Origin of the sequence: Burkholderia sp. B21-005, assembly GCF_020843965.1 — a bacterium.
Classification (GTDB): Bacteria; Pseudomonadota; Gammaproteobacteria; order Burkholderiales; family Burkholderiaceae; genus Burkholderia; species Burkholderia ambifaria.
On the sequence record NZ_CP086302.1, the window covers coordinates 1,490,293 to 1,509,338 of the forward strand.

General features: G+C 67.2%; 22 protein-coding genes. 12 read left to right on the top strand and 10 right to left on the bottom strand.

Going from position 1 to position 19,046, the window contains the following annotated elements:
- Positions 1–4: 4 nt before the first annotated feature.
- Together LMA02_RS22995 and LMA02_RS23000 are read right to left on the bottom strand one after the other, a co-directional pair.
- On the bottom strand, positions 5–340 hold the full coding sequence (locus LMA02_RS22995) for a c-type cytochrome (protein ID WP_228909933.1): 336 nt from the start codon (positions 338–340) through the stop codon (positions 5–7).
- Between the two features lie 20 nt (positions 341–360).
- Positions 361–1,368 carry an Acg family FMN-binding oxidoreductase gene (locus LMA02_RS23000; protein WP_228909934.1) on the bottom strand — a complete coding sequence of 336 codons (1,008 nt, stop codon included), beginning with the start codon at positions 1,366–1,368 and terminating at the stop codon, positions 361–363.
- A gap of 174 nt (positions 1,369–1,542) precedes the next feature.
- On the opposite strand from LMA02_RS23000, the gene LMA02_RS23005 reads away from it, so the two are divergent.
- Complete coding sequence (locus LMA02_RS23005) at positions 1,543–2,532, top strand: zinc-dependent alcohol dehydrogenase family protein (RefSeq protein WP_228909935.1); 990 nt, start codon at positions 1,543–1,545, stop codon at positions 2,530–2,532.
- Positions 2,533–2,559: 27 nt separating this feature from the next.
- Here the strand turns inward: LMA02_RS23005 and fnr are convergent, their stop codons facing one another.
- Positions 2,560–3,333, bottom strand: coding sequence for a fumarate/nitrate reduction transcriptional regulator Fnr (gene fnr, locus LMA02_RS23010; protein WP_228909936.1), 774 nt, complete (start codon positions 3,331–3,333; stop codon positions 2,560–2,562).
- On the opposite strand from fnr, the gene LMA02_RS23015 reads away from it, so the two are divergent.
- A complete protein-coding gene (locus LMA02_RS23015) occupies positions 3,322–3,552 on the top strand; it encodes a hypothetical protein (protein WP_228909937.1) in 231 nt (76 codons plus the stop codon). The two genes, fnr and LMA02_RS23015, sit on opposite strands and share 12 nt — an antisense overlap.
- Positions 3,553–3,638: 86 nt before the next feature.
- Here the strand turns inward: LMA02_RS23015 and LMA02_RS23020 are convergent, their stop codons facing one another.
- A complete protein-coding gene (locus tag LMA02_RS23020) occupies positions 3,639–4,286 on the bottom strand; it encodes a response regulator transcription factor (RefSeq protein ID WP_228909938.1) in 648 nt (215 codons plus the stop codon).
- Positions 4,283–6,280 carry a PAS domain S-box protein gene (locus LMA02_RS23025; RefSeq protein ID WP_228909939.1) on the bottom strand — a complete coding sequence of 666 codons (1,998 nt, stop codon included), beginning with the start codon at positions 6,278–6,280 and terminating at the stop codon, positions 4,283–4,285. Before LMA02_RS23025 ends, LMA02_RS23020 begins: the two co-directional genes overlap by 4 nt.
- Here LMA02_RS23025 and LMA02_RS23030 point away from each other — a divergent pair.
- Positions 6,207–6,719 (top strand): universal stress protein, encoded by a 513-nt coding sequence (locus LMA02_RS23030; protein ID WP_228909940.1) that lies wholly within the window; start codon positions 6,207–6,209, stop codon positions 6,717–6,719. The two genes, LMA02_RS23025 and LMA02_RS23030, sit on opposite strands and share 74 nt — an antisense overlap.
- Before the next feature lie 51 nt (positions 6,720–6,770).
- Here the strand turns inward: LMA02_RS23030 and LMA02_RS23035 are convergent, their stop codons facing one another.
- From LMA02_RS23035 to LMA02_RS23050, 4 genes are all read right to left on the bottom strand, one after another.
- Entirely contained in the window at positions 6,771–7,604 is an 834-nt protein-coding gene (locus LMA02_RS23035) for a universal stress protein (protein ID WP_228909941.1), read from the bottom strand.
- Positions 7,601–8,104 carry a universal stress protein gene (locus tag LMA02_RS23040; RefSeq protein ID WP_228909942.1) on the bottom strand — a complete coding sequence of 168 codons (504 nt, stop codon included), beginning with the start codon at positions 8,102–8,104 and terminating at the stop codon, positions 7,601–7,603. The genes LMA02_RS23035 and LMA02_RS23040 overlap by 4 nt, the downstream gene beginning before the upstream one ends.
- Before the next feature lie 69 nt (positions 8,105–8,173).
- The gene (locus tag LMA02_RS23045; RefSeq protein WP_228909943.1) at positions 8,174–9,373 is read right to left on the bottom strand and encodes an acetate/propionate family kinase; all 1,200 of its coding nucleotides are present in this window, start codon (positions 9,371–9,373) and stop codon (positions 8,174–8,176) included.
- Positions 9,374–9,381: 8 nt separating this feature from the next.
- Positions 9,382–10,221, bottom strand: a complete 840-nt coding sequence (locus LMA02_RS23050; protein WP_228909944.1) for a universal stress protein — start codon at positions 10,219–10,221, stop codon at positions 9,382–9,384.
- A 190-nt stretch (positions 10,222–10,411) separates the two neighbouring features.
- Between LMA02_RS23050 and LMA02_RS23055 the strand changes: the two genes are divergently transcribed.
- From LMA02_RS23055 to LMA02_RS23075, 5 genes are read left to right on the top strand one after another with little or no spacing between them, the layout of a single operon-like run.
- Entirely contained in the window at positions 10,412–10,951 is a 540-nt protein-coding gene (locus LMA02_RS23055; protein WP_228909945.1) for a hypothetical protein, read from the top strand.
- Positions 10,941–11,687, top strand: coding sequence for a beta-ketoacyl-ACP reductase (locus tag LMA02_RS23060; protein WP_228909946.1), 747 nt, complete (start codon positions 10,941–10,943; stop codon positions 11,685–11,687). Before LMA02_RS23055 ends, LMA02_RS23060 begins: the two co-directional genes overlap by 11 nt.
- Positions 11,684–13,498 (top strand): PHA/PHB synthase family protein, encoded by a 1,815-nt coding sequence (locus LMA02_RS23065; protein ID WP_228909947.1) that lies wholly within the window; start codon positions 11,684–11,686, stop codon positions 13,496–13,498. Before LMA02_RS23060 ends, LMA02_RS23065 begins: the two co-directional genes overlap by 4 nt.
- Positions 13,495–14,526, top strand: a complete 1,032-nt coding sequence (locus LMA02_RS23070) for a bifunctional enoyl-CoA hydratase/phosphate acetyltransferase (protein WP_228909948.1) — start codon at positions 13,495–13,497, stop codon at positions 14,524–14,526. Before LMA02_RS23065 ends, LMA02_RS23070 begins: the two co-directional genes overlap by 4 nt.
- The gene (locus tag LMA02_RS23075; protein WP_228909949.1) at positions 14,523–15,563 is read left to right on the top strand and encodes a zinc-dependent alcohol dehydrogenase family protein; all 1,041 of its coding nucleotides are present in this window, start codon (positions 14,523–14,525) and stop codon (positions 15,561–15,563) included. Before LMA02_RS23070 ends, LMA02_RS23075 begins: the two co-directional genes overlap by 4 nt.
- A gap of 87 nt (positions 15,564–15,650) precedes the next feature.
- Here the strand turns inward: LMA02_RS23075 and LMA02_RS23080 are convergent, their stop codons facing one another.
- The gene (locus LMA02_RS23080; RefSeq protein WP_228909950.1) at positions 15,651–15,836 is read right to left on the bottom strand and encodes a DUF2964 family protein; all 186 of its coding nucleotides are present in this window, start codon (positions 15,834–15,836) and stop codon (positions 15,651–15,653) included.
- Between the two features lie 358 nt (positions 15,837–16,194).
- Between LMA02_RS23080 and LMA02_RS23085 the strand changes: the two genes are divergently transcribed.
- From LMA02_RS23085 to LMA02_RS23100, 4 genes are all read left to right on the top strand, one after another.
- Positions 16,195–16,815, top strand: a complete 621-nt coding sequence (locus tag LMA02_RS23085) for a TetR/AcrR family transcriptional regulator (protein WP_228909951.1) — start codon at positions 16,195–16,197, stop codon at positions 16,813–16,815.
- Positions 16,816–17,017: 202 nt separating this feature from the next.
- Positions 17,018–18,076 carry an NADP-dependent oxidoreductase gene (locus LMA02_RS23090; protein ID WP_228909952.1) on the top strand — a complete coding sequence of 353 codons (1,059 nt, stop codon included), beginning with the start codon at positions 17,018–17,020 and terminating at the stop codon, positions 18,074–18,076.
- A gap of 82 nt (positions 18,077–18,158) precedes the next feature.
- Positions 18,159–18,458, top strand: a complete 300-nt coding sequence (locus tag LMA02_RS23095) for a putative quinol monooxygenase (RefSeq protein ID WP_166724726.1) — start codon at positions 18,159–18,161, stop codon at positions 18,456–18,458.
- A 131-nt stretch (positions 18,459–18,589) separates the two neighbouring features.
- On the top strand, positions 18,590–19,045 hold the full coding sequence (locus LMA02_RS23100; RefSeq protein ID WP_228909953.1) for a (2Fe-2S)-binding protein: 456 nt from the start codon (positions 18,590–18,592) through the stop codon (positions 19,043–19,045).
- Position 19,046 lies beyond the last annotated feature (1 nt).

The following is a 19,046-nucleotide window of genomic DNA, read 5'->3' on the forward strand; positions in this document are numbered from 1 at the left end:
ACGGTCACTGGCTCAACACCCATTGCACGAGCCGATGTGCGTCGTCGGGGGACAGCGGCCCGCCGCGATCGATCGCAGATGGCATCGGCGTGTCGCCCCAGTGCGCGCGGCCGCCGACGCGCAGCTTGCGTTCCAGTGCCGCGCCGGCCTTCGGATCGCCGCGGTACCGGTCCGCGATCTCATGGAATGACGGACCGAGGAACGTCATGTCCGGCGTATGGCAGAACATGCAGTGCTGCGCGTCGACGAGTTCGGTCGGCTCGGGCACGGCCGTCTGCGCGGCCGCCATGCCGGCCGCCGCGGCCATCGCGCAGACGGCGGCGCAACGCATGATGCTCATGTTCGTTTTCCTTGTCGAGATCAGGAGAAGGAGATCACTTCGTCGAGTGGGCGGCGCGGTGAATGCCGCGTATGCGGACCGCGCCCGACACGCAGCAGCAACTGCGGCTCGCTGTGCAGCCCGAGCATGTGGCACAGATGGGCGCGCAGCCCGGCCGTCTCGATCGGTTGGTTCAGGTACGACGCGGTATAACCGGCGCGCGTCGCGACGAGCAGGATCCGCTCGAGCGCCTGGCCCGCGGCGAGCCACGCTTCGCGATCGTCCCGCACGGTCGCGATGCACACGATCAGCGGCGATGCGCCGACGAGCTGGTGATGCAGCGCGGCCAACCCGTTGCCGAGATCGAAGGTCCGTACCGCCGTCGTCACGACCGGCGCGGCGAAATCCAGCAGAGCGGGCACGCCGGCCGCAAATGCCGGCATGCCGTCGACGTGCCGGCGCGGATCGATCCAGCTCGCCAGTTCGCGCCGGAAGCGCGGGTCGGCGAACTGCTGACGGTCGGCTTCCGCGACCAGCTCCGCGACGCGTGCGCGATGCGCGATCGAATCGACGCACGCGACGTCGGCCCCTTCCGCGACACCGGCCGCGATCAGCTCTTGCTGGATCTCGTCCGGAACAGCGGTCGATTCGAACGGTGCGCGTGTCGTGACGCGCTCCGGAATCGCATCGAACAGTGCGCCGAGGGACGCATCGGAATAGCCGTCGTCGCAGACGCGCACGACCGCAAGCAGATCGGGGTCGACTTCGGAAGGAAACGTGCTGATCGTGTGGGCGAGCCCGGCATGATTGAGCGCAACACGCAGATTGAGCAACGCCGCCCCGCAACTGATGATCAGTTCGCGATCAAACGGATCGACCACGGGCAATGCGCGAACGCGGTCCGCACAGACCGAGATCGTGGTGCCGTTGACCAGGAAACGCCACGGCTGGGAATTATGGCTGGACGGAGCCAGCACCGCGTAGCCCAGCAGTGACTTCAGGTGATGGCCGGGATGGGCGCTGGCGGCAAGCGGGGGAACGGATATCATTCGATCATCTCCAGGTCGCCGCTCTGGCGGCGAAACGCTACTTCATCGTGTCAGCAACCGTCCGGTCACCGTTGACTCACATCAAGCGCCTGTCACCGGGCCGTGCGGACGCGATGCGCGACGAGTAGCCTTGGAATGCGAAGCGCGCGAACACGACCGCGCGGGGAGGCAAGGATGCTTGCGATGATTTTTGACGGCACGACACCGCATTTGCGCGAAGCGCGCGTGCCGAACTTGTCGCCTGCAGCGGGTCAGTTACTGATCGACGTGCACGCATGCGGCGTCTGCCGAACCGATCTGCACGTCGTGGACGGCGAACTCGCGCATCCAAAGCTGCCGCTGATTCCGGGGCACGAAATCGTCGGAACGGTGCGCGTGCTCGGCGAAGGTGTGACGGGTTTCTCCGTCGGCGACCGGGTGGGCGTACCCTGGCTCGGATCGACGTGCGGACATTGTGCGTATTGCACATCCGGCCGCGAAAACCTGTGCGACAACCCGCGATTCACGGGCTATACAATTGACGGCGGCTATGCCGAATGCGCTGTCGCCGACCATCGGTATTGCGTGCACCTGCCCCAGCGTTATTCCGATCTGGAAGCCGCGCCGTTGTTGTGCGCCGGCCTGATCGGCTATCGAACCTTGCGCATGGCGGGCGACGCTCGCCGCATCGGAATCTACGGCTTCGGCGCCGCGGCCCATCTCGTCGCGCAGGTCGCGCATTTCGAAGGACGCAAGGTGTTTGCGCTGACGAAGCCCGGCGATACCGTGGCGCAGCAGCTTGCGCTGTCACTGGGTGCCACGTGGGCCGGCGGCAGCGATGAAACACCGCCGGAGCCACTCGATGCCGCACTGATTTTCGCGCCGGTGGGCGCACTGGTGCCGGCCGCGCTGCGCGCCGTCGACAAAGGCGGGATCGTCGTGTGCGGCGGCATTCACATGAGCGACATCCCGGGTTTTCCGTACGCGTGGCTGTGGGGTGAGCGCCGCATCGCGTCGGTAGCCAACCTGACGCGTGCGGATGCAGTCGAATTCATGCGGATCGCCGACGCGATGCCGCTGCAGGTCGAGGCAGTGCGCTATGCGCTGACGGATGCTAACCGCGCACTCGACGACTTGCGCTGCGGACGCGTGTCGGGCGCCGCCGTGCTGGGCATGCGCGGTTGATCGACTCGATGGATTCGCGCGGCGCGTTCAGATTTGCCGGAGGCCTTCCGAATCGACGATCCGGATCTGCTTGCCCTGCGCCGCGACGAGCCCCTTGTGCTGGAACTTCGACAGCATGCGGCTGACCGTTTCGAGCTTCATCCCGAGATACTCGCCGATCTCGTCGCGCGTCATCCGCAGCACGAACTCGGCGGCTGAGTAGCCGCGTGCTTTGAAGCGTGCGGAGAGATTCAGCAGGAACGCGGCCACGCGTTGCTCGGCGGTCATCGTGCCGAGCAGCAGCATCTGCGCGGATTCGCGGACGATTTCGCCGCTCATCATCTGATACAGATGATGCTGCATCGTCCGCACTTCGCGGCACATCTGCTCGAGCTGGCCGAACGGAATGATGCAGACCGTGCTGTCCTCGAGTGCGACCGCATCACCGTTGTGGTGCCCGGTGTGCACGCCGTCGAGCCCGAGCGATTCGCCGACGATCTGGAAGCCGGTGATCTGTTCGTCGCCGTCGCGATGCATCACGATGGTTTTGAACGATCCGGTCCTCACCGCGTAGATGCTGTTGAACAGATCGCCAGCGCGAAACAGCGTCTCACCGCGTTTGACGTGGCGCGTCGTACAGATCATCGCGTCGACCCGCGCGAAATCGTCAGGTGTCATTTCCTGCGGCAGACAGACGGTGCGCAGTGTGCACGACGAACAGCGGGACGACGTGCGCTTCGGCTGGTCCGTCCGCTCGACGGTGCGCAGCGGAATGAAGGGGCGTAACGGCACGGTCGTCGAGACTTCGGCATGGCTCTGCATGATCTGCTCCGGTTGGTGGGGGCGGCAGCGCGTCGCGTTGGCACGGTTGCGCTGGTCGCCGTACAGGCGGGCTGGGGTGTCGCCACGTTCGTCAAGCGGGCGTCGCCCCGGATCGGCGGGACGACGATGCAGTCGTGGCAGGACGGCAACGTAGGGCAGCCCCGGGAGGCCCACGGGTTTGTTTTTCTTGATGTGGAGTATGGACAGCCGGACGCTTGATTGAAATCAGCGGAAATTGAAGATGTGGTAGGTGATAGGGAAGGTTTGTAGGACGATTCCTACAGCGGTGTGGCGGTTTGTCGCGCTCAGAGTTCGTCCGGATCGTCGAACAGCTTGTGACGCATCGCGTAGCGTACGAGCGCCGTGTCGTTCGGCATCTGCATCTTCTCGAGGATCCGCGTCTTGTACGTGCTGATGGTCTTGACGCTGACGCAGAGCGCCTGGGCGATTTCGGAAATCGACTCGCCGGTGGTAACGCGTCGGAAGACGTCGAACTCACGATCGGACAGGCGCTGGTGCGGCAGGAGATCGGTCGGCTCGTTCAGACTCTGCGCGAACTGTTCGGCCATGGTCAGGCTGACATAGACGCCGCCGGCCGCGATCTTGGTCAGCGCCGCGACCAGTTCGGCGCTGGCGCTTTCCTTGGTCATGTAGCCGGACGCGCCCGCGCGGAACGCACGCACCGCATATTGCTGTTCCGCATGCATCGTCAGCACGAGGATATGCAATGCCGGCTTCTCGTCCTTGATCTGCTTGATCAGCTCGACGCCGTTTCGGCCGGGCATCGACAGGTCGAGCACGAGCACGTTCGCGTCCGTGTCGCGCACGAGCGCGATCGTGGACGCACTGTCGCGCGCTTCGCCCGCGACCTCGAAACCGCTTGCGTTCTGCAGGATGTGCCGCAGGCCGTCCCTGACGAGTGCATGGTCGTCGGCGATGAGTACCCTGATCATGACAGCACGTCTCCTTGCTGGATGGCGTGAAGCGGCAGTGCCACGGTGATCGTGAATCCCGCTCCAGGCCGGTTGTCGATCGTCACCGTACCCTCAAACATGTGCGCGCGCTCGCGGATGCCGATCAGGCCAAACGACGGACGATCCTGTACGTTGCGGGTGTTCTCCGGTGCGCCGTGACCGTTGTCCGCGATGCGCAGCACGCAATAACCCTCTTCCAGTTTCAATGAGAGCTTGACGTTCGTCGCGTCAGAGTGCCGCGCGACGTTGGTCAGCGCCTCCTGCACGATACGGAACAGCGTCGTGGCTCCGACACCGGTGAACGCGGTATCGACGGGAGCGATGTCCCGGTCGACCGTGATCCTGTAGCGGCGCGTGAAATCGTTCGCCAGCCATTCGATCGCCGGGATGAGGCCCAGATCGTCGAGCATGACCGGCCGCAGATCGGCCGCGATGCGCCGAACCGACGCAACGGTCGAATCGATCAGGCTATGCATGCCGCCCAACTGTTCGCGCACGCCGATGTTGGGGGCGACAACGCCCGCGAGCCCCAGTTCGACGGCAGTGAGATCCATCTTGAGCGCGGTCAGTTGCTGACCGAGGTCATCGTGCAGTTCGCGCGCAATCCGCGTCTTCTCCGCCTCTCGCACGTTCTGCAGGTTGGCCGACAGGTCGCGCAGCTCCTCGCGCGACTGCTTGAGGGCGGTTTCCGCTCGCACCCGCTCGGTGACGTCGCGCAACATGACCGTGTACAGCTTGCTCGTGCCGTCGCGAATCTGCGAGATCGACGCCTCGATCGGAAACTCGGTGCCGTCGCCGCGCAAGCCGAACAGCACGCGTTGCCGCCCCATCTGTCGCTCCGACACGCCGGTCACGCCGAATTGCTCGACATGTCGCGCATGTGCGGCGCGGAAGCGCTCAGGGATGAAACGGGAGAGTGGCGCACCGATCGCGTCCATCGCGGAGACACCGAACACGCGTTCGGCTGCCGGGTTGAAGATCACGATCGTCTGGTTTTCGTCGACGGTAATGATGGCCTCCATCGATGACCGGATGATGGCCATCATTCGAGCCTCGGTGGGTGGGCTGTCGCCGGTGTGCATACCGGCGAGCGCCCGCTTCGCGATGAATTGCTGCACGAGCGCGGCTAGCGTCAGCGACAGCGCGAGGCCCGCCAGCAGGACGGCCATCGCCGCGCCGGACATGGCGGGGCGCGACGCAGTGTAGTGTAGCGACAGCGGCGTGCCGCCGAACGTCAGCGAATCAATTCGCCTGAACGTATCGCGTACGCTGGAGGAGGCGTCACCGCCGCCGAAGCCGCCCGAATAGACGGGTGCCGCCGGATTGTCGGCCATGATTTCCATGCGCAGCCGGTCGAGTACGGACGAATCGACGAGACGATCCGGGTTCAGCGACGCGTAAACGTACCCGGTCGCGCTCGCGTGTCGTAGCCCGGACAGCGCCTCGTGTTCAGCATCCGCATAAATCGGCAAGTACAGTGTCAGTTCCGTCCGGGCGATCGACGCATCGGTGCTGTCCTGGATCGCGTTCGCGGCCATCGCGACCTTGCCGGTTTCCGCCGCCCGCTGCAGCGCCTGCCGGGTCGCCTGATCGTCGACGGCGGCGCTCGGTTCGATTCTTCCGAGGCTGCGGACGGGGGATTGCAATCCGTCGAGATTGAGACTGTCGAGATAGCCGCGCCACGCAGGTCCGGATTGCGGCGGTGCCAGCGTCGACGCGAAGCCGCGCGCGCCGCGCAATACGGCAGCGGCGCCAAGGAGGCTGCGCCGGAGGTCGGCCGTCGCGAGTGTCGCGGTTTGCTGGAACCTTGCCTGGGCGGCTTGTCGGGCCTCCTCCTGCAGTAACCGGGATGCCGCGAACGATGCAGTCAGACCCAGCGCCAGCGTCAGCAGCGCGGCCATGGCTGCGTATCGGGCGGGCCGGAACCGGTGGGGAGGCGGCCCGGCCTCAAAGGAGGGCGCATTCACTGTCATTGCCGTTCATCCTGACGGATTTCACGCCGGCGGTTGGCTGGCGGCGGGCCGGACGCGAGGCACGAAAAGCGGGGCGGGCCGGAACTGCGATGTCGCCCGAATTGTGCGCGTTTTAGCAACGCTCGCCAATCGGGACCGATGCGTAAGGGCACCACCGTGCGGGCTTGAGATCGCGGTATCGGACGCGGAAGCCGCGTTTCGGCTGTCCGGCGTACGCGGCATCGCGCGAACGATCGATGCGGGCGGAGCGGACATTTCTGACGTGCTGGCGCGCGCCGCTGCCGAATGCGATGCGGACCTGATCGTCATGGGCGCGCATGGTCGCCGCGGCGCGCGCCGTGCGTTGCTCGGCGGCGTCGCCGAATCGCTGGTGCGCATCGCGGACCGGCCGGTGCTGGTCGTGCGGGCGGGGCCGGACGCGTGCGCCGGCGTGTTGTGACGGTCGTGACAGGAAGCGGGCAGCCGCAAGCGGCGGCCCGCTTTCACGCGCTCAGTGGGACAGCAGGACCGGCACCGTCATCGTTTCGAGGATCGTGCGCGTTGCCCCGCCCAGCACGCGTTCGTGCATGCGGGCATGGCTGTACAGGCCCATCACCAGCAGATCCGCATGCAGGTCGGTCACCCGGTTCAGCAGCGTCGCGCCCACGCTCACCGACCGTTCGCGCGGCGTGGTGGAGAACGACGCGCGAATGCCGTGCCGTTCGAGATACGCGGCGACATCGACGCCCGCCGGCGTCTCGTCCGGATCGGGATGCCCGCGGGTGACCGTCTCGACGTGGACGAAGCGCGCGCGGGCGAGCAGCGGCAGCGCGTCGGCCGTCGCGCGGGCGGCCTCACGTCCGCCGTCCCAGCCGATCAGCACGTTCTCGCCGAGCGTTCGCACGTCGCCCGCGTACGGGACGACGATCGCCGGCCGGCCGCTGCCCATCACGACGTCGTCGACGAAATGGCGCGCCACGTAAGTCATGCGGTCGGCGGGATCTTCCTGGCCCAGCACCAGCAGATCGGCGTGGCGTGCATGCAGGATCGCGGCAGCGGTCACGTCGCCGGCCGGCGCCTGCCATTCGACGCTGCGTCCGGCGCGCTCGGCGGCCATCAGGAATCGTTCTTCCGCATCCTTGCGCCGCTGCTCGCACAGGCGTTCGTAGACGGCCAGCTTGAGCGGCTCGTCAGGCCGCCGCAACGGCTCGAAGAGATCCTGGCAGACCGCGTAGAGGCCGATCAGGTGGGCATTCCAGCGTCCCGCGAGTTCGAGCGCGAGGTCGACGCGCGCCTTGCAGCGCTCGCTGTCGTCGAGATGGACGAGCAGGGTCTTGTAGCTCATGACGGCTCCTTTTCGGTTGATGCGGCGGCAGTCCCGGCGGATGCCCCGGCGGCGCAACGCGCCGGAATCATCAGGACCGGGCACGTGGCATGCCGCAGCACGCGTTCGGCCACGCTGCCCAGCACGAGGCGGCGAAAGCCGCGCCGGCCGTGCGTGCCGAGCACAATCAGGTCGGCATCGATCTCGCCGGCGAAGCCGACGATCCGTTGCGCGACGTCTTCGCCCGCCGGCGCGACATTGCAGATCTGCGGCGTGCCGGCCACGTCGCGCGTCTTCATGCGTGTTGCCGCGTCCGCCGTGACGCGCAGTCCTTCGTCGCGGAATGCATCGATCAGGATCGACGGATCGTATCCGGACGCGTCGTACGCCGGCACCAGGAAATCGACGACGTAGACGGGCGTCAGCCGGGCACGCGCCTCCGACGCGAGAGTCAGCGCGGCGTCGAGTGCGCGGGATGACGTATCGCTGCCGTCGAGCGCAACCACAATGTTCGAGTACATGACGTTTCCCTTGAGCGGATGCCAATGGAATCATCATCGGCGCGCGTGTGGCGACCGCGCCGATCTGGATCAACCGTCGCGGTTGCCGCGCAGTATGCGCACCGCGGCGCGCGCCGCGATCCATGCTTCGTTGGTCGGCTCGACGACCACCGTGACCGCGCTCGACGCAGACGACACGACATGGGCATGCGCGGCATTCGCGCGTGCGTCGAGCTCGACGCCGAGCCAGCCGAGCGACGTGCAGATCCGCTCGCGCAACACCGCCGAGTGTTCGCCGATGCCGGCGGTGAAGACCAGCATGTCGAGGCCGCCGAGCAGCGCGGTCAGCGCACCTGTTTCACGCACGATGCGATGGACATAGAGTGCCAGTGCATCGCGGGCCAGCGTGTCGCCGGCCGCTTCGCACGCCAGCAGCACACGCGGATCGCCCGAGGCGCCCGACACGCCCTTGAGCCCCGACTCGTGATACAGCAGGTGCCCCAAGTCGTCGCCCGACAGCTTCCCGGCCTCGAGCAGGTGGAGGACGACACCCGGATCGAGCGTCCCGCAGCGGGTGCCCATCATCAAGCCATCGAGCGCTGAGAAGCCCATGGTCGTCGCGACGCTGCGGCAGTCGCGCAGCGCGCACAGGCTGGCACCGCTGCCGAGATGGGCAGCGATCACGCGACCGTGCGCGCGCGCGCCGAACGACTCGTCAAGCGCGACGGCCAGGTATTCGTACGACAGTCCATGGAACCCGTAGCGACGCACGCCCTGGTCGAACCACGCATGCGGCAATGGCAGCAGTTGCTCGACACGTGGCAGCGTGCAATGAAACGCCGTGTCGAACACCGCGATTTGTGCGACGTCCGGAAACGCGTCGCGCAGCGCGTCGATCGCGTCCAGGCTGTGTGGCTGATGCAGGGGCGCGAGCGGCGTCAGCGTGCGAAGCGCGTCCAGCACGTCGTCGTCGACGACCACCGGATCCACGTACCGCGCGCCGCCGTGCACGACGCGATGCGCGATCGCGCCGAGCGTGACGTGCGGCAACTGCACGCGGATCCACGTCGCGATCCGCGCGAGCACGGCGCGGTACGGATCGCCCGCGACGAGCGGCAGCGAACCGTGCGGCTCCGCATCGAAGCGGATCGACGCGCCGTTGCCGGTTGTGACCGCTTCACCCTCGTGCAGCGGCTGCCGCGCGGGTTCGCCGTGCGGTGGATAAGCAAAGACCGCGAACTTCACGCTCGACGAACCGGCATTGACGACGAGCAGCGCGAGCGTACGCATCGGACGGCTCAGTGCGACATCAGCACCGGCAGCGTCATCGACGCCAGCACCGTGCGCGTGGCGCCGCCCATCACCAGCTCGCGCCAGTGCGAGTGGCCGTAGGCGCCCATCACGAGCAGGTCGGAACCCGTTTCATAAGCGCGCGACAGCAACGTGTCGCCGACCGACGAGCCGTCACCGCTATCGATATCGAGCACGTTCACGTCGCGTGCATGACGCGCCAGCATCAGCGCGGCATCGGCGGCCGGAATACGCGTGGTCGCAGCTTCGGAAGCGCCGTCGACCACGGCGACGACAGTCGTGCGCTTCGCATGTTCGAGAAAGGGAATCGCGTCGTGCACGGCGCGGGTCGCTTCCCGGCCACCGTCCCACGCGACGATCACCCGTTCGCCAATCGACGGGAATTCTCCGGTGTACGGCCAGAACAGCACCGGACGCCCCGCCGACAACACGAGGTTTTCCGCAAACTGGTCGTCGATATAGGTCTCGGGGTCGTTGGGGTCGCTCTGGCCGGCAATCACGAGGTCGGCAAGACGTGCGGCGCGCGGCACGGCCAGGTTCGCGCGCTCGTCGGCACGCACCCAGGCTGCCGGCACCTTCGCGCGCGCCGTCTCGGCATGGAACAGCCGCTCCAGCGCGGCGCGCCGTTCGTCGCGCTGTTCGCGATGTTCGCGGAAGTAATCGGCGGACCCGGCCATCACGTAGAACGAATGCGGTTCCGGCGTGTAGACCGCGAACAGGCCGGTCAGATGCGCGCCGAAGCGCCGGGCGAGGCGCAATGCGAACTCGAGGCGCGAATGCGCGCGGGTGCTTGTATCGAGGTGCACGACCATGCTCTTGTAGCTCATCGGAATCGCTCCATCGACGGGTGATCCGCCAGTGCAATCCAGTCTACGAAGCAGGGTTTTCGCGGGCTTGACTCAGATCAACGGCACACGTGCGCCGTGGCCGCACAGTGAAGCGGTCGCGATGCCGATCCCGGGCAGGCGGCATGCGGCGTGATGCCGACCCATTGATTGGATCGAAAGAGAGGAGCCGATGAGCACGTACGCTTTGACGACACCGAACGACGTTTGCCGCGCGGGCTGCGATCTCGCGCTGCGGATGGTCGAGCTGAACAGCGACTGGCAACACGAATGGCATGCGCTGGCAGGGCGGCGCATCGAGCGGGACCGCTCGGCGGTGCACCAGCTGCAGCAGACGCTGGCGGGCACGAACGAGTGGACGGCCTTCGGCGAGGCAACCCGGCAGGTGATGCGCGACTATGCGATCGCGAGCGTCGCGATCTGGCAGGATGCCACCGAGCTGTGCATGCGAGCGCAATACGAGAGCGCGGGCGTATGGCGTACCTGGTTGCGCGAACACGGCGCGGGTGCGCTGTCGCGTTTTCAGACCGACTGGCTGCCCGATCTGGGACGACTGGCGATGGTGAACGAGGCCAGCATGCCGTGGGCAGACTGGATGACGTCATTGGAGCACGGGATCGAGGACGCGGCCGGCGCGAGTGACGGGGAGCGGGTTGGCCCCCGGCGCCTGAACGGCATGACCGGCGCACGGGAGAACGACCATGTGCGCTGAGCGGGTCGCATTCGTCACGGGCGGCATGGGTGGCCTCGGTGCTGCGATCAGCCGTCGCCTGCACGAGGCCGGCATGACGGTGGCGGTGTCGCACACGGAAGGCAACGACCACGTCGCGACGTGGCTCACGCACGAACGCGAAGCGGGGCGGACCTTCCACGCGTTCGCGGTCGACATCGCCGACTACGATTCGTGCCAACACTGCGCGGCACGCGTGCTGGCCGAATTCGGGCACGTCGACGTGCTGGTCAACAACGCCGGCGTCACGCACGACGCCACCTTCGTGAAGATGACCAAGAGCATGTGGGATGCGGTGCTGCGTACCAACCTGGACGGCATCTTCAACATGACGAAGCCGTTCGTGCCGGGCATGATCGAAGCCGGTTTCGGGCGCATCGTGAATATCGGCTCGGTGAACGGTTCGCGCGGCGCATACGGACAGGCGAACTACGCGGCCGCGAAGGCCGGCATCCATGGCTTCACGAAGGCGCTGGCGCTCGAGCTCGCGCGCCACGGCGTGACGGTCAACACGGTCGCACCTGGTTACCTGGCGACCGCGATGCTCGAGTCGGTGCCGAAAGAGGTGCTCGACACGAAGATCCTGCCGCAGATTCCGATCGGCCGCCTTGGCGATCCCGACGAAATCGCGGCGCTCGTCGCCTTCCTGTGTTCCGACGCGGGGGCGTTCGCGACCGGCGCGGAATTCGACGTCAATGGCGGGATGCACATGCGATGAAAGCGTCCGTCATCCGCACGCCGTTCGGGCACGAATCGATGCGACCATCCGGCACGGACGAACCCGCGTCGAGCGCGAACGAATGCGTGCCGGTCCGTACGACGCCTGCCGAACAGTGGAACCGCGCCGCGCATGCGAACGTGGCCGCGATGACCTTCGGGCTGTCGCCCGTGTCGCTCGGGCTGGCCATGCTCGACTGGAGCGCGCATCTGGCGGTGGCGCCCGGGAAATGCTTCGAGCTCGCGACGCAGGCGTGGCTGTCAGCCCTTGCACCGTCGTCGAAGCAAGGCGATGCGGACGATCCAGGGACGACCGGCCTGGCCGTGCACGCGGGCCACGCCGATCCGCGCTTCGCCGCGCCCGCGTGGGCCGGATGGCCGTTTCACGTGTACCGTGACAGCTTCCTGTCGATCCAGCGCTGGTGGCGCGACGCGACGCACGGCGTGCCGGGCGTCGAGCGGCACCATGAGGAGCTGGTCGGATTCGCTGCGCGACAGTGGCTCGACGCGTGCTCGCCAGGCAATTTCCTGGCGACCAATCCGGTCGTGCTCGACGCGACGATGTGCAGCGGCGGGGCGAATCTCGCGGCAGGCGTCCTGAACTGGCTGGAGGATGCGAAGGCGTCGCTCGAGCGTGCCGGCGGCACGCATGCCCATGACGCGCGGACGTATCTGCCGGGGCGCGACGTGGCCATCACGCCGGGCCGCGTCGTCTGGCGCAACGCGTTGTGCGAACTGTTGCAGTACGAGCCGACGACGGCGCGCGTCGCGCACGAGCCGATCCTGATCGTGCCGTCGTGGATCATGAAGTACTACATCCTCGATCTGCAGCCGCACAATTCGCTGATCCGTTTCCTGGTCGATTCGGGCTACACCGTGTTTGCCGTGTCATGGCGCAACCCCGGCGCGGAGGCGCGCGACTTCGGGCTCGACGACTATCTGCGCGATGGGTGCATGGCCGCGCTCGATGCCGCCCGGTCGGTCTGCGGCGAAGCCGTTCATGCGGTCGGCTATTGTCTCGGCGGCACGCTGCTGGCGATCGTTGCGGCGGCGCTTGCGCGCGACGGGCGGCAGCACGAAGCACTGCGGTCCATCACGTTGCTGGCGGCGCAGACCGATTTCAGCGAACCGGGCGAACTCGGCCTGTTCATCGACGCGAGCGAATTGTCCGCGCTCGATGCGCTGATGTGGCGGCAGGGGTACCTGGACGGCGCGCAGATGTCCGCCGCATTCCAACTGCTGAATGCGCGAGACCTGATCTGGTCGCGGATGATGAGCGAATACCTGCTCGGCACGCGCACGAAGCCGAACGACCTGATGTCGTGGAATGCGGACACCACGCGCATGCCGTATCGCATGCATTCGGAATACCTGACGCGGCTCTTTCTCGACAACGATCTCGCGGTCGGCCGCTACTGCGTCGACGGGCGGCCGGTCGCGTTGTCGGACATCGATGTGCCGACGTTCGTGGTCGGCACCGAGCGCGATCACGTGTCGCCGTGGGGCTCCGTCTACAAGCTCCATCTGCTCACGCACCACGCGCTGACCTTCGTGCTGACGTCGGGCGGCCACAACGCGGGCATCGTGTCGGAACCCGGTCATCCGGGACGCCACTACCGCCGCGCGACCCGCAAGCCCGGCGCGCCGTACCGCAGCCGGCACGACTTCGTGCGGGAAACGACGGCGATCGACGGATCGTGGTGGACATGCTGGCGCTACTGGCTGCACGAGCGTTCGTCGGGCGACGTGCCGGCCCGCGCGCCGGCCGCCGGGCTCGGCGCGGCGCCCGGCACCTACGTGCTCGAAACATGAACGGGAATCCGGATGCCGATGCACCGGACGGCGCGCGCCTGCCCGGCCTGTTACCGCGTGAGGACGGCGCACTGCCGTCGTTGATCGCGCGTGCATGCAACGTGCCGCCGCTCGTCGTTGCCGTCGTGCATCCCTGCGACGCGACCAGTCTCGCGGCGCTTGCCGCGCTCGCCGCTTCGCCGTTGGGCGCATCGATCGAGCCGCTGATCGTCGCGCCGCGCGCAAAGGTGCTGCGCGTCGCGGACGACGCGGGTGTCGATCTTTCGAAATGGACGATCGAAGACGTGCCGCACAGTCATGCGGCAGCCGCCCGCGCGGTGGAACTCGCGGCGGCCGGCCGCGCCGGCTCGCTGATGAAAGGCAGCCTGCATACGGACGAGCTGATGGGCGCGGTTGTCGCAGCGGGTTCGGGGCTGCGCACCGACAAGCGCATGTCGCACTGTTTCCTGATCGAGACGCCGGCGTATCCGAGGCCGTTCATCCTGACCGACGCGGCTGTGAACATCGCGCCGGATCTCGCGCAGAAGGCGGCCATCACGCAGAACGCCGTCGACGTCGCGCATGCGCTGGGCGTTGCCTGCCCGCGCGTGGCCGTGCTGTGCGCGGTCGAGACCGTCAATCCGGCGATGCGTTCGACGCTCGACGCGGCAGCGCTGGCGAAGATGGCCGAGCGCGGGCAGATCACGGGGGCGATCGTCGACGGCCCGCTCGCGTTCGACAACGCGATATCGCTGCGGGCCGCGCGCGACAAGGGGATCGATTCGCCGGTTGCCGGCCGCGCCGACATCCTGGTCGTGCCGGATATCGAAGCGGGCAACATGCTCGCGAAACAGCTCGAATACCTGGGCGGTGCCGCGAACGCGGGCATCGTCGTGGGCGCGCGCGTACCGATCGTGCTGACGAGCCGCGCCGACAGTGTGGCCGTCCGGGTCGCGTCCTGCGCCCTCGCGGCGCTGCTGGCGCAGCATAGGCATGCGCCGGTGCAGATGACCGAACAGGCCACCTTTTCGATGGAGGAACAGCGATGAAAGCACTCGTTTACCACGGGCCGGGGCGCAAGGCGCTCGAACAGCGACCCAAGCCGGAACTGCAGTCGCCCACCGACGCAATCGTGCGCGTGACGCGCACGACGATCTGCGGCACCGACCTGCACATCCTGAAGGGCGACGTGCCGACGTGCGAACCGGGCCGCATTCTCGGCCACGAAGGTGTCGGCATCGTCGAGCAGGTCGGCGCCGCGGTCGACTCGCTGAAGCCGGGCGATCACGTGCTGATTTCATGCATCTCGTCGTGCGGCCGGTGCGAGTATTGCCGGCGCGGGCTGTATTCGCATTGCACGACCGGCGGCTGGATTCTCGGCCACCGGATCGACGGCACGCAGGCCGAGTACGTGCGCATCCCGCATGCGTCGACCAGCCTGTACCGGATTCCGCCAGGTGTGGACGAGGACGCACTTGTGATGCTGTCCGACATCCTGCCGACCGGATTCGAATGCGGCGTGCTGAACGGCAAGGTGCAGCCGGGTTGCTCGGTCGCGATCGTCGGCGCGGGCCCGATCGGGCTGGCGGCATTGCTGACCGCGCAGTTCTACTCACCCGCGCGGATCATCATGATCGATCCGGACAGCAACCGGCTGGAGGTCGCACGGCAGTTCGGCGCGACCGACTGCTTCGATGGCCGCGGCGACGACCCGGTGGCGGAGGTGATGAAGCTGACCGACGGCGTCGGCGTGGATTGCGCGATCGAAGCGGTCGGCATTCCGGCGACGTTCGAGATGTGTACGTCGCTCGTGGCGCCGGGCGGCGTGGTCGCGAACGTCGGCGTACATGGCGTCAAGGCGGACCTGCACCTCGAGAAGCTGTGGGATCGCAACATCGCGATCACGACGCGGCTCGTCGACACCGTCAGCACGCCGATGCTGCTGAAGACCGTGCGTGCGGGGCGGCTCGATCCGAAGCGCCTGATCACGCACCGGTTTTCGCTGGACGACGTCGAGCGTGCGTACGACACGTTCGGGCGCGCCGCGCAAACCCATGCGTTGAAGGTGATCATCGAAGTCGGCTGATTGGCGGGCGGCGCAGGACAGGAACCGGGCGGGCGGGTGCTTTCGCGTCACGCGCGGCCGGCATCGCCGTCTGACGCGACGGGGTCTCTATCGCGCCTGCGGCGCCGGATTCAGCTGCGCGACGAACGCGACGATGCCCGAAACCAGCGTGACGATCGCGTACGGGACGATACGCTCGTCGACCAGCATCGCGTGTACGACACCCAGCAGCGACGCGAGTGCGATGAACACGCAGGCCGTCGCAAGCGCGCTTCGGTATGGCGTTCGGATCATGACGTTCTCCCGGGAAGGCGGCCGCCGGTCACCCGGCTTGCCGCAAGCGAAGAGGCCGCTGCTTGCGCAGGACGTGGCGTCATGATCGCCTGCCGGGCTCCTGCCCGCTTGATCTGTATCAACGGACAAATCCTGATCGCGCCCCCGATGCGCCGTGCGCCGGGTCGCCGCCGCCGGCGGCAGTCTGCGCGCGGGGAAGCCGGCCGCCCGGAAGCACATTCCGAAGCCCGCGTGACACGGGCGCCACGGTGCGGCGACAACGCACCCGCGACGCGGTGCGATTCGGGTAAAGTGCCGCTGAACTTGCCGGCTCGACGTTACTAGACGACCGGTCTAATCGTTGCTAAGATACGCCATCATGAATGCATCTTCAGGCGCGGAAGTCCGCCACCACATCCTGAATATCGCGAAGCCGATCATGCTCCACAAGGGGTTCTCGGCGGTCGGTCTGAACGAGATACTCGCCGCGGCGGGCATCCCGAAGGGCTCCTTCTACCATTACTTCGGCTCGAAGGAAGCATTCGGCGAGGCGCTGCTCGAGTCGTATTTCGAAGGCTATCTCGCGCATCTCGACAACCTGCTCAAGCATCAGGCCGGCACGGGCGCGCAGCGCCTGATGACGTACTGGGGCAACTGGCTGCACACGCAGTGCGCGGACGATCCGGAAGGCAAGTGCCTCGCGGTGAAGCTGGGCGCGGAGGTGTCCGACTTGTCGGAGGCGATGCGCGCGGTCCTGCGGCGCGGCACCGCCCAGATCATCGAGCGGCTCGCGGGCGGCATCGAGGCCGGGCTGGCCGACGGTTCGCTGAGCGGTGTCGACGATCCCGCCCATGCGGCCGCGATCCTGTACGAGCTATGGCTTGGCGCCACGTTGCTGGAGAAGATTCACCGCAACCGCCAGCCGCTCGAGCGCGCGATGCTCGAAACACGGCGGATGCTGAACCTGCCGCCCGTCGAGCCAGACGGAGCGCAGTCATAACCCGGGCGCGCATAGGCGCGCCTTGTTTTTACTTGAGCACTAGACGACTGGTCTACTCGCGCCGAAGTCCGATTGCTTTACCCGCGAGGCTGCGGCTGCGCCGGCTGATGCGCCGGCACGGCCGCGGCCTCGCGCATCACGGTTGTCGAACGTTGATCCGATCGTGCCCGTGGCACGTCCAATCCTGTTGACGGAGGTTCCCATGCCGCAAAACAAGACAGCAAACCGCAGAATCGTCCTGAACGCGCGCCCGGTCGGCGCACCCACCCCGAACGACTTTCGCACCGAGACCGCCGACGTGCCGGTGCCCGGCGCCGGACAGGTGCTGTTGCGCACGGTCTGGCTGTCGCTCGATCCGTACATGCGCGGCCGGATGAGCGACGCGCCGTCGTATGCGCCGCCGGTCGAACTCGGCGACGTGATGGTCGGCGGCACGGTCAGCCGCGTCGTCGCATCGAACCTGCCCGCGTATCGCGAAGGCGACCTGGTCGTCGCGGGCGGTGGCTGGCAGGACTACGCGTTGTCCGACGGCAGCGATCTCATTGCGCTCGGCCGCGACTTCGCGCATCCGTCGCATGCACTCGGCGTGCTCGGCATGCCAGGGTTCACCGCGTACACCGGATTGCTGAAGATCGGCGAGCCGAAGGCCGGCGAAACCGTGGTCGTCGCCGCCGCGAGCGGGGCGGTCGGGTCGGTGGTCGGCCAGATCGCGAAGCTGAAGGGCTGCCGCGTGGTCGGCATCGCGGGCGGCGCCGACAAGGTCGCGTACGTGAAGGACACGCTCGGCTTCGACGCCTGCATCGATCATCGCGATCCGCAGTTCGCGGCCAAGCTGAAGGAAGCCTGCCCGAACGGCATCGACGTCTATTTCGAGAACGTCGGCGGCGCCGTGTTCGACGCGGTGTGGCCGCTGCTCAACGATCACGCGCGCGTGCCGGTGTGCGGAATCATCGCGCATTACAACGACGCGGCGTACGACGACACCGCGGTGTCGAGCGGCCGTGACCGCGTGCCGGCGCTGATGGGGACCATCCTGCGCAAGCGCATCCGGATGCAGGGTTTCATCATTCTCGATCATTATGCGACGGGCTATGCGCCGTTCCTGAAGGAGATGAGCGAGTGGGTCGCGCAGGGCAAGGTGAAGACGCTCGAGGACGTGATCCCCGATCTCGCCGATGCGCCGAATGCGCTGATCGGCTTGCTCGCCGGCAAGAACTTCGGCAAGGTCGTCGTGCGCGTCGGCCCGGACGAACTGGCCTGAGGCGACGCGTCCATCTGCACGCTGGCGTCACGCGACGCCGGCTTATGGCATGCTCGATTCCGTTTCCCAAGGAGTGAAAAACATGGCGCTTTATGTGATGGCATCGGTATTTCCGACACCCGAACACGCGCAGGCCGTCGAGGCCGAATTGCGCAGCATGGTCACGGCGACCCGGGCCGAACCCGGCAATCGCCGCTACGACCTGTTCCGCGAACAGGACGGCTCGCCGGCGCTGCACCTGTTCGAGATCTACGACGACCAGGCCGCGTTCGACGCCCACCTCGCGAGCCCGCACTTCACCGCGTTTCGCATCAAGTCGGCCGAATGGTTCTCGGCGCCGCCCGTCATCAAGGTGCTGTCGGGCATCGACGCGGCCGAATAACCCGCGCCGAACCACCGCCGCGGCTCGCCCCACCCGGGCCGCGCGGCAGCCGCCGTGCACTGCGCGGCGGCGATGAACAACCCGGCGCGCCGGCCGCGCCGCTTCCCCAATACACCGGCCCCGGAGGCTGAATGGTCACCCTCAATATCAACGGCGAGAGCCGCACGGTCGACGCCCCCGACGACATGCCCCTGCTATGGGTCCTGCGCGACGTCGTCGGCCTGACCGGCACGAAATTCGGCTGCGGGATCGCGCAATGCGGCGCGTGCACCGTGCATCTCGACGGCGTCGCCGCGCGCTCGTGCGTGCTGCCGGTCGCGGCCGTCGCGGGCCGCAAGATCACGACGATCGAAGCCGTCGGCGCGACGCCGGCCGGCCAGAAGGTTCAGGATGCGTGGCGCGAGCTCGACGTCGTCCAGTGCGGCTACTGCCAGTCCGGGCAGGTGATGGCGGCCACGGCGCTGATCGCCGCCAACCCGAGCCCGAGCGATGCCGACATCGACGCGGCGATGGCCGGCAACATCTGTCGCTGCGGCACCTACAACCGGATTCGCGCGGCCGTGAAGCACGCCGCGAAGGGGAGCTGAC

Bases quoted from the DNA above. Each gene is read 5' to 3' on its own strand.
- LMA02_RS23055 (WP_228909945.1), top strand. From the start codon at position 10,412: ATGAGCACGTACGCTTTGACGACACCGAACGACGTTTGCCGCGCGGGC.
- LMA02_RS23085 (WP_228909951.1), top strand. From the start codon at position 16,195: ATGAATGCATCTTCAGGCGCGGAAGTCCGCCACCACATCCTGAATATC.
- LMA02_RS23065 (WP_228909947.1), top strand. From the start codon at position 11,684: ATGAAAGCGTCCGTCATCCGCACGCCGTTCGGGCACGAATCGATGCGA.
- LMA02_RS23070 (WP_228909948.1), top strand. From the start codon at position 13,495: ATGAACGGGAATCCGGATGCCGATGCACCGGACGGCGCGCGCCTGCCC.
- LMA02_RS23025 (WP_228909939.1), bottom strand. From the start codon at position 6,280: ATGACAGTGAATGCGCCCTCCTTTGAGGCCGGGCCGCCTCCCCACCGG.
- LMA02_RS23045 (WP_228909943.1), bottom strand. From the start codon at position 9,373: ATGCGTACGCTCGCGCTGCTCGTCGTCAATGCCGGTTCGTCGAGCGTG.
- LMA02_RS23030 (WP_228909940.1), top strand. From the start codon at position 6,207: ATGGCTGCGTATCGGGCGGGCCGGAACCGGTGGGGAGGCGGCCCGGCC.
- LMA02_RS23090 (WP_228909952.1), top strand. From the start codon at position 17,018: ATGCCGCAAAACAAGACAGCAAACCGCAGAATCGTCCTGAACGCGCGC.
- LMA02_RS22995 (WP_228909933.1), bottom strand. From the start codon at position 340: ATGAGCATCATGCGTTGCGCCGCCGTCTGCGCGATGGCCGCGGCGGCC.
- LMA02_RS23100 (WP_228909953.1), top strand. From the start codon at position 18,590: ATGGTCACCCTCAATATCAACGGCGAGAGCCGCACGGTCGACGCCCCC.
- LMA02_RS23095 (WP_166724726.1), top strand. From the start codon at position 18,159: ATGGCGCTTTATGTGATGGCATCGGTATTTCCGACACCCGAACACGCG.
- LMA02_RS23060 (WP_228909946.1), top strand. From the start codon at position 10,941: ATGTGCGCTGAGCGGGTCGCATTCGTCACGGGCGGCATGGGTGGCCTC.
- LMA02_RS23005 (WP_228909935.1), top strand. From the start codon at position 1,543: ATGCTTGCGATGATTTTTGACGGCACGACACCGCATTTGCGCGAAGCG.
- LMA02_RS23000 (WP_228909934.1), bottom strand. From the start codon at position 1,368: ATGATATCCGTTCCCCCGCTTGCCGCCAGCGCCCATCCCGGCCATCAC.
- LMA02_RS23035 (WP_228909941.1), bottom strand. From the start codon at position 7,604: ATGAGCTACAAGACCCTGCTCGTCCATCTCGACGACAGCGAGCGCTGC.
- LMA02_RS23080 (WP_228909950.1), bottom strand. From the start codon at position 15,836: ATGATCCGAACGCCATACCGAAGCGCGCTTGCGACGGCCTGCGTGTTC.
- LMA02_RS23015 (WP_228909937.1), top strand. From the start codon at position 3,322: ATGGCTCTGCATGATCTGCTCCGGTTGGTGGGGGCGGCAGCGCGTCGC.
- LMA02_RS23040 (WP_228909942.1), bottom strand. From the start codon at position 8,104: ATGTACTCGAACATTGTGGTTGCGCTCGACGGCAGCGATACGTCATCC.
- fnr (WP_228909936.1), bottom strand. From the start codon at position 3,333: ATGCAGAGCCATGCCGAAGTCTCGACGACCGTGCCGTTACGCCCCTTC.
- LMA02_RS23050 (WP_228909944.1), bottom strand. From the start codon at position 10,221: ATGAGCTACAAGAGCATGGTCGTGCACCTCGATACAAGCACCCGCGCG.
- LMA02_RS23075 (WP_228909949.1), top strand. From the start codon at position 14,523: ATGAAAGCACTCGTTTACCACGGGCCGGGGCGCAAGGCGCTCGAACAG.
- LMA02_RS23020 (WP_228909938.1), bottom strand. From the start codon at position 4,286: ATGATCAGGGTACTCATCGCCGACGACCATGCACTCGTCAGGGACGGC.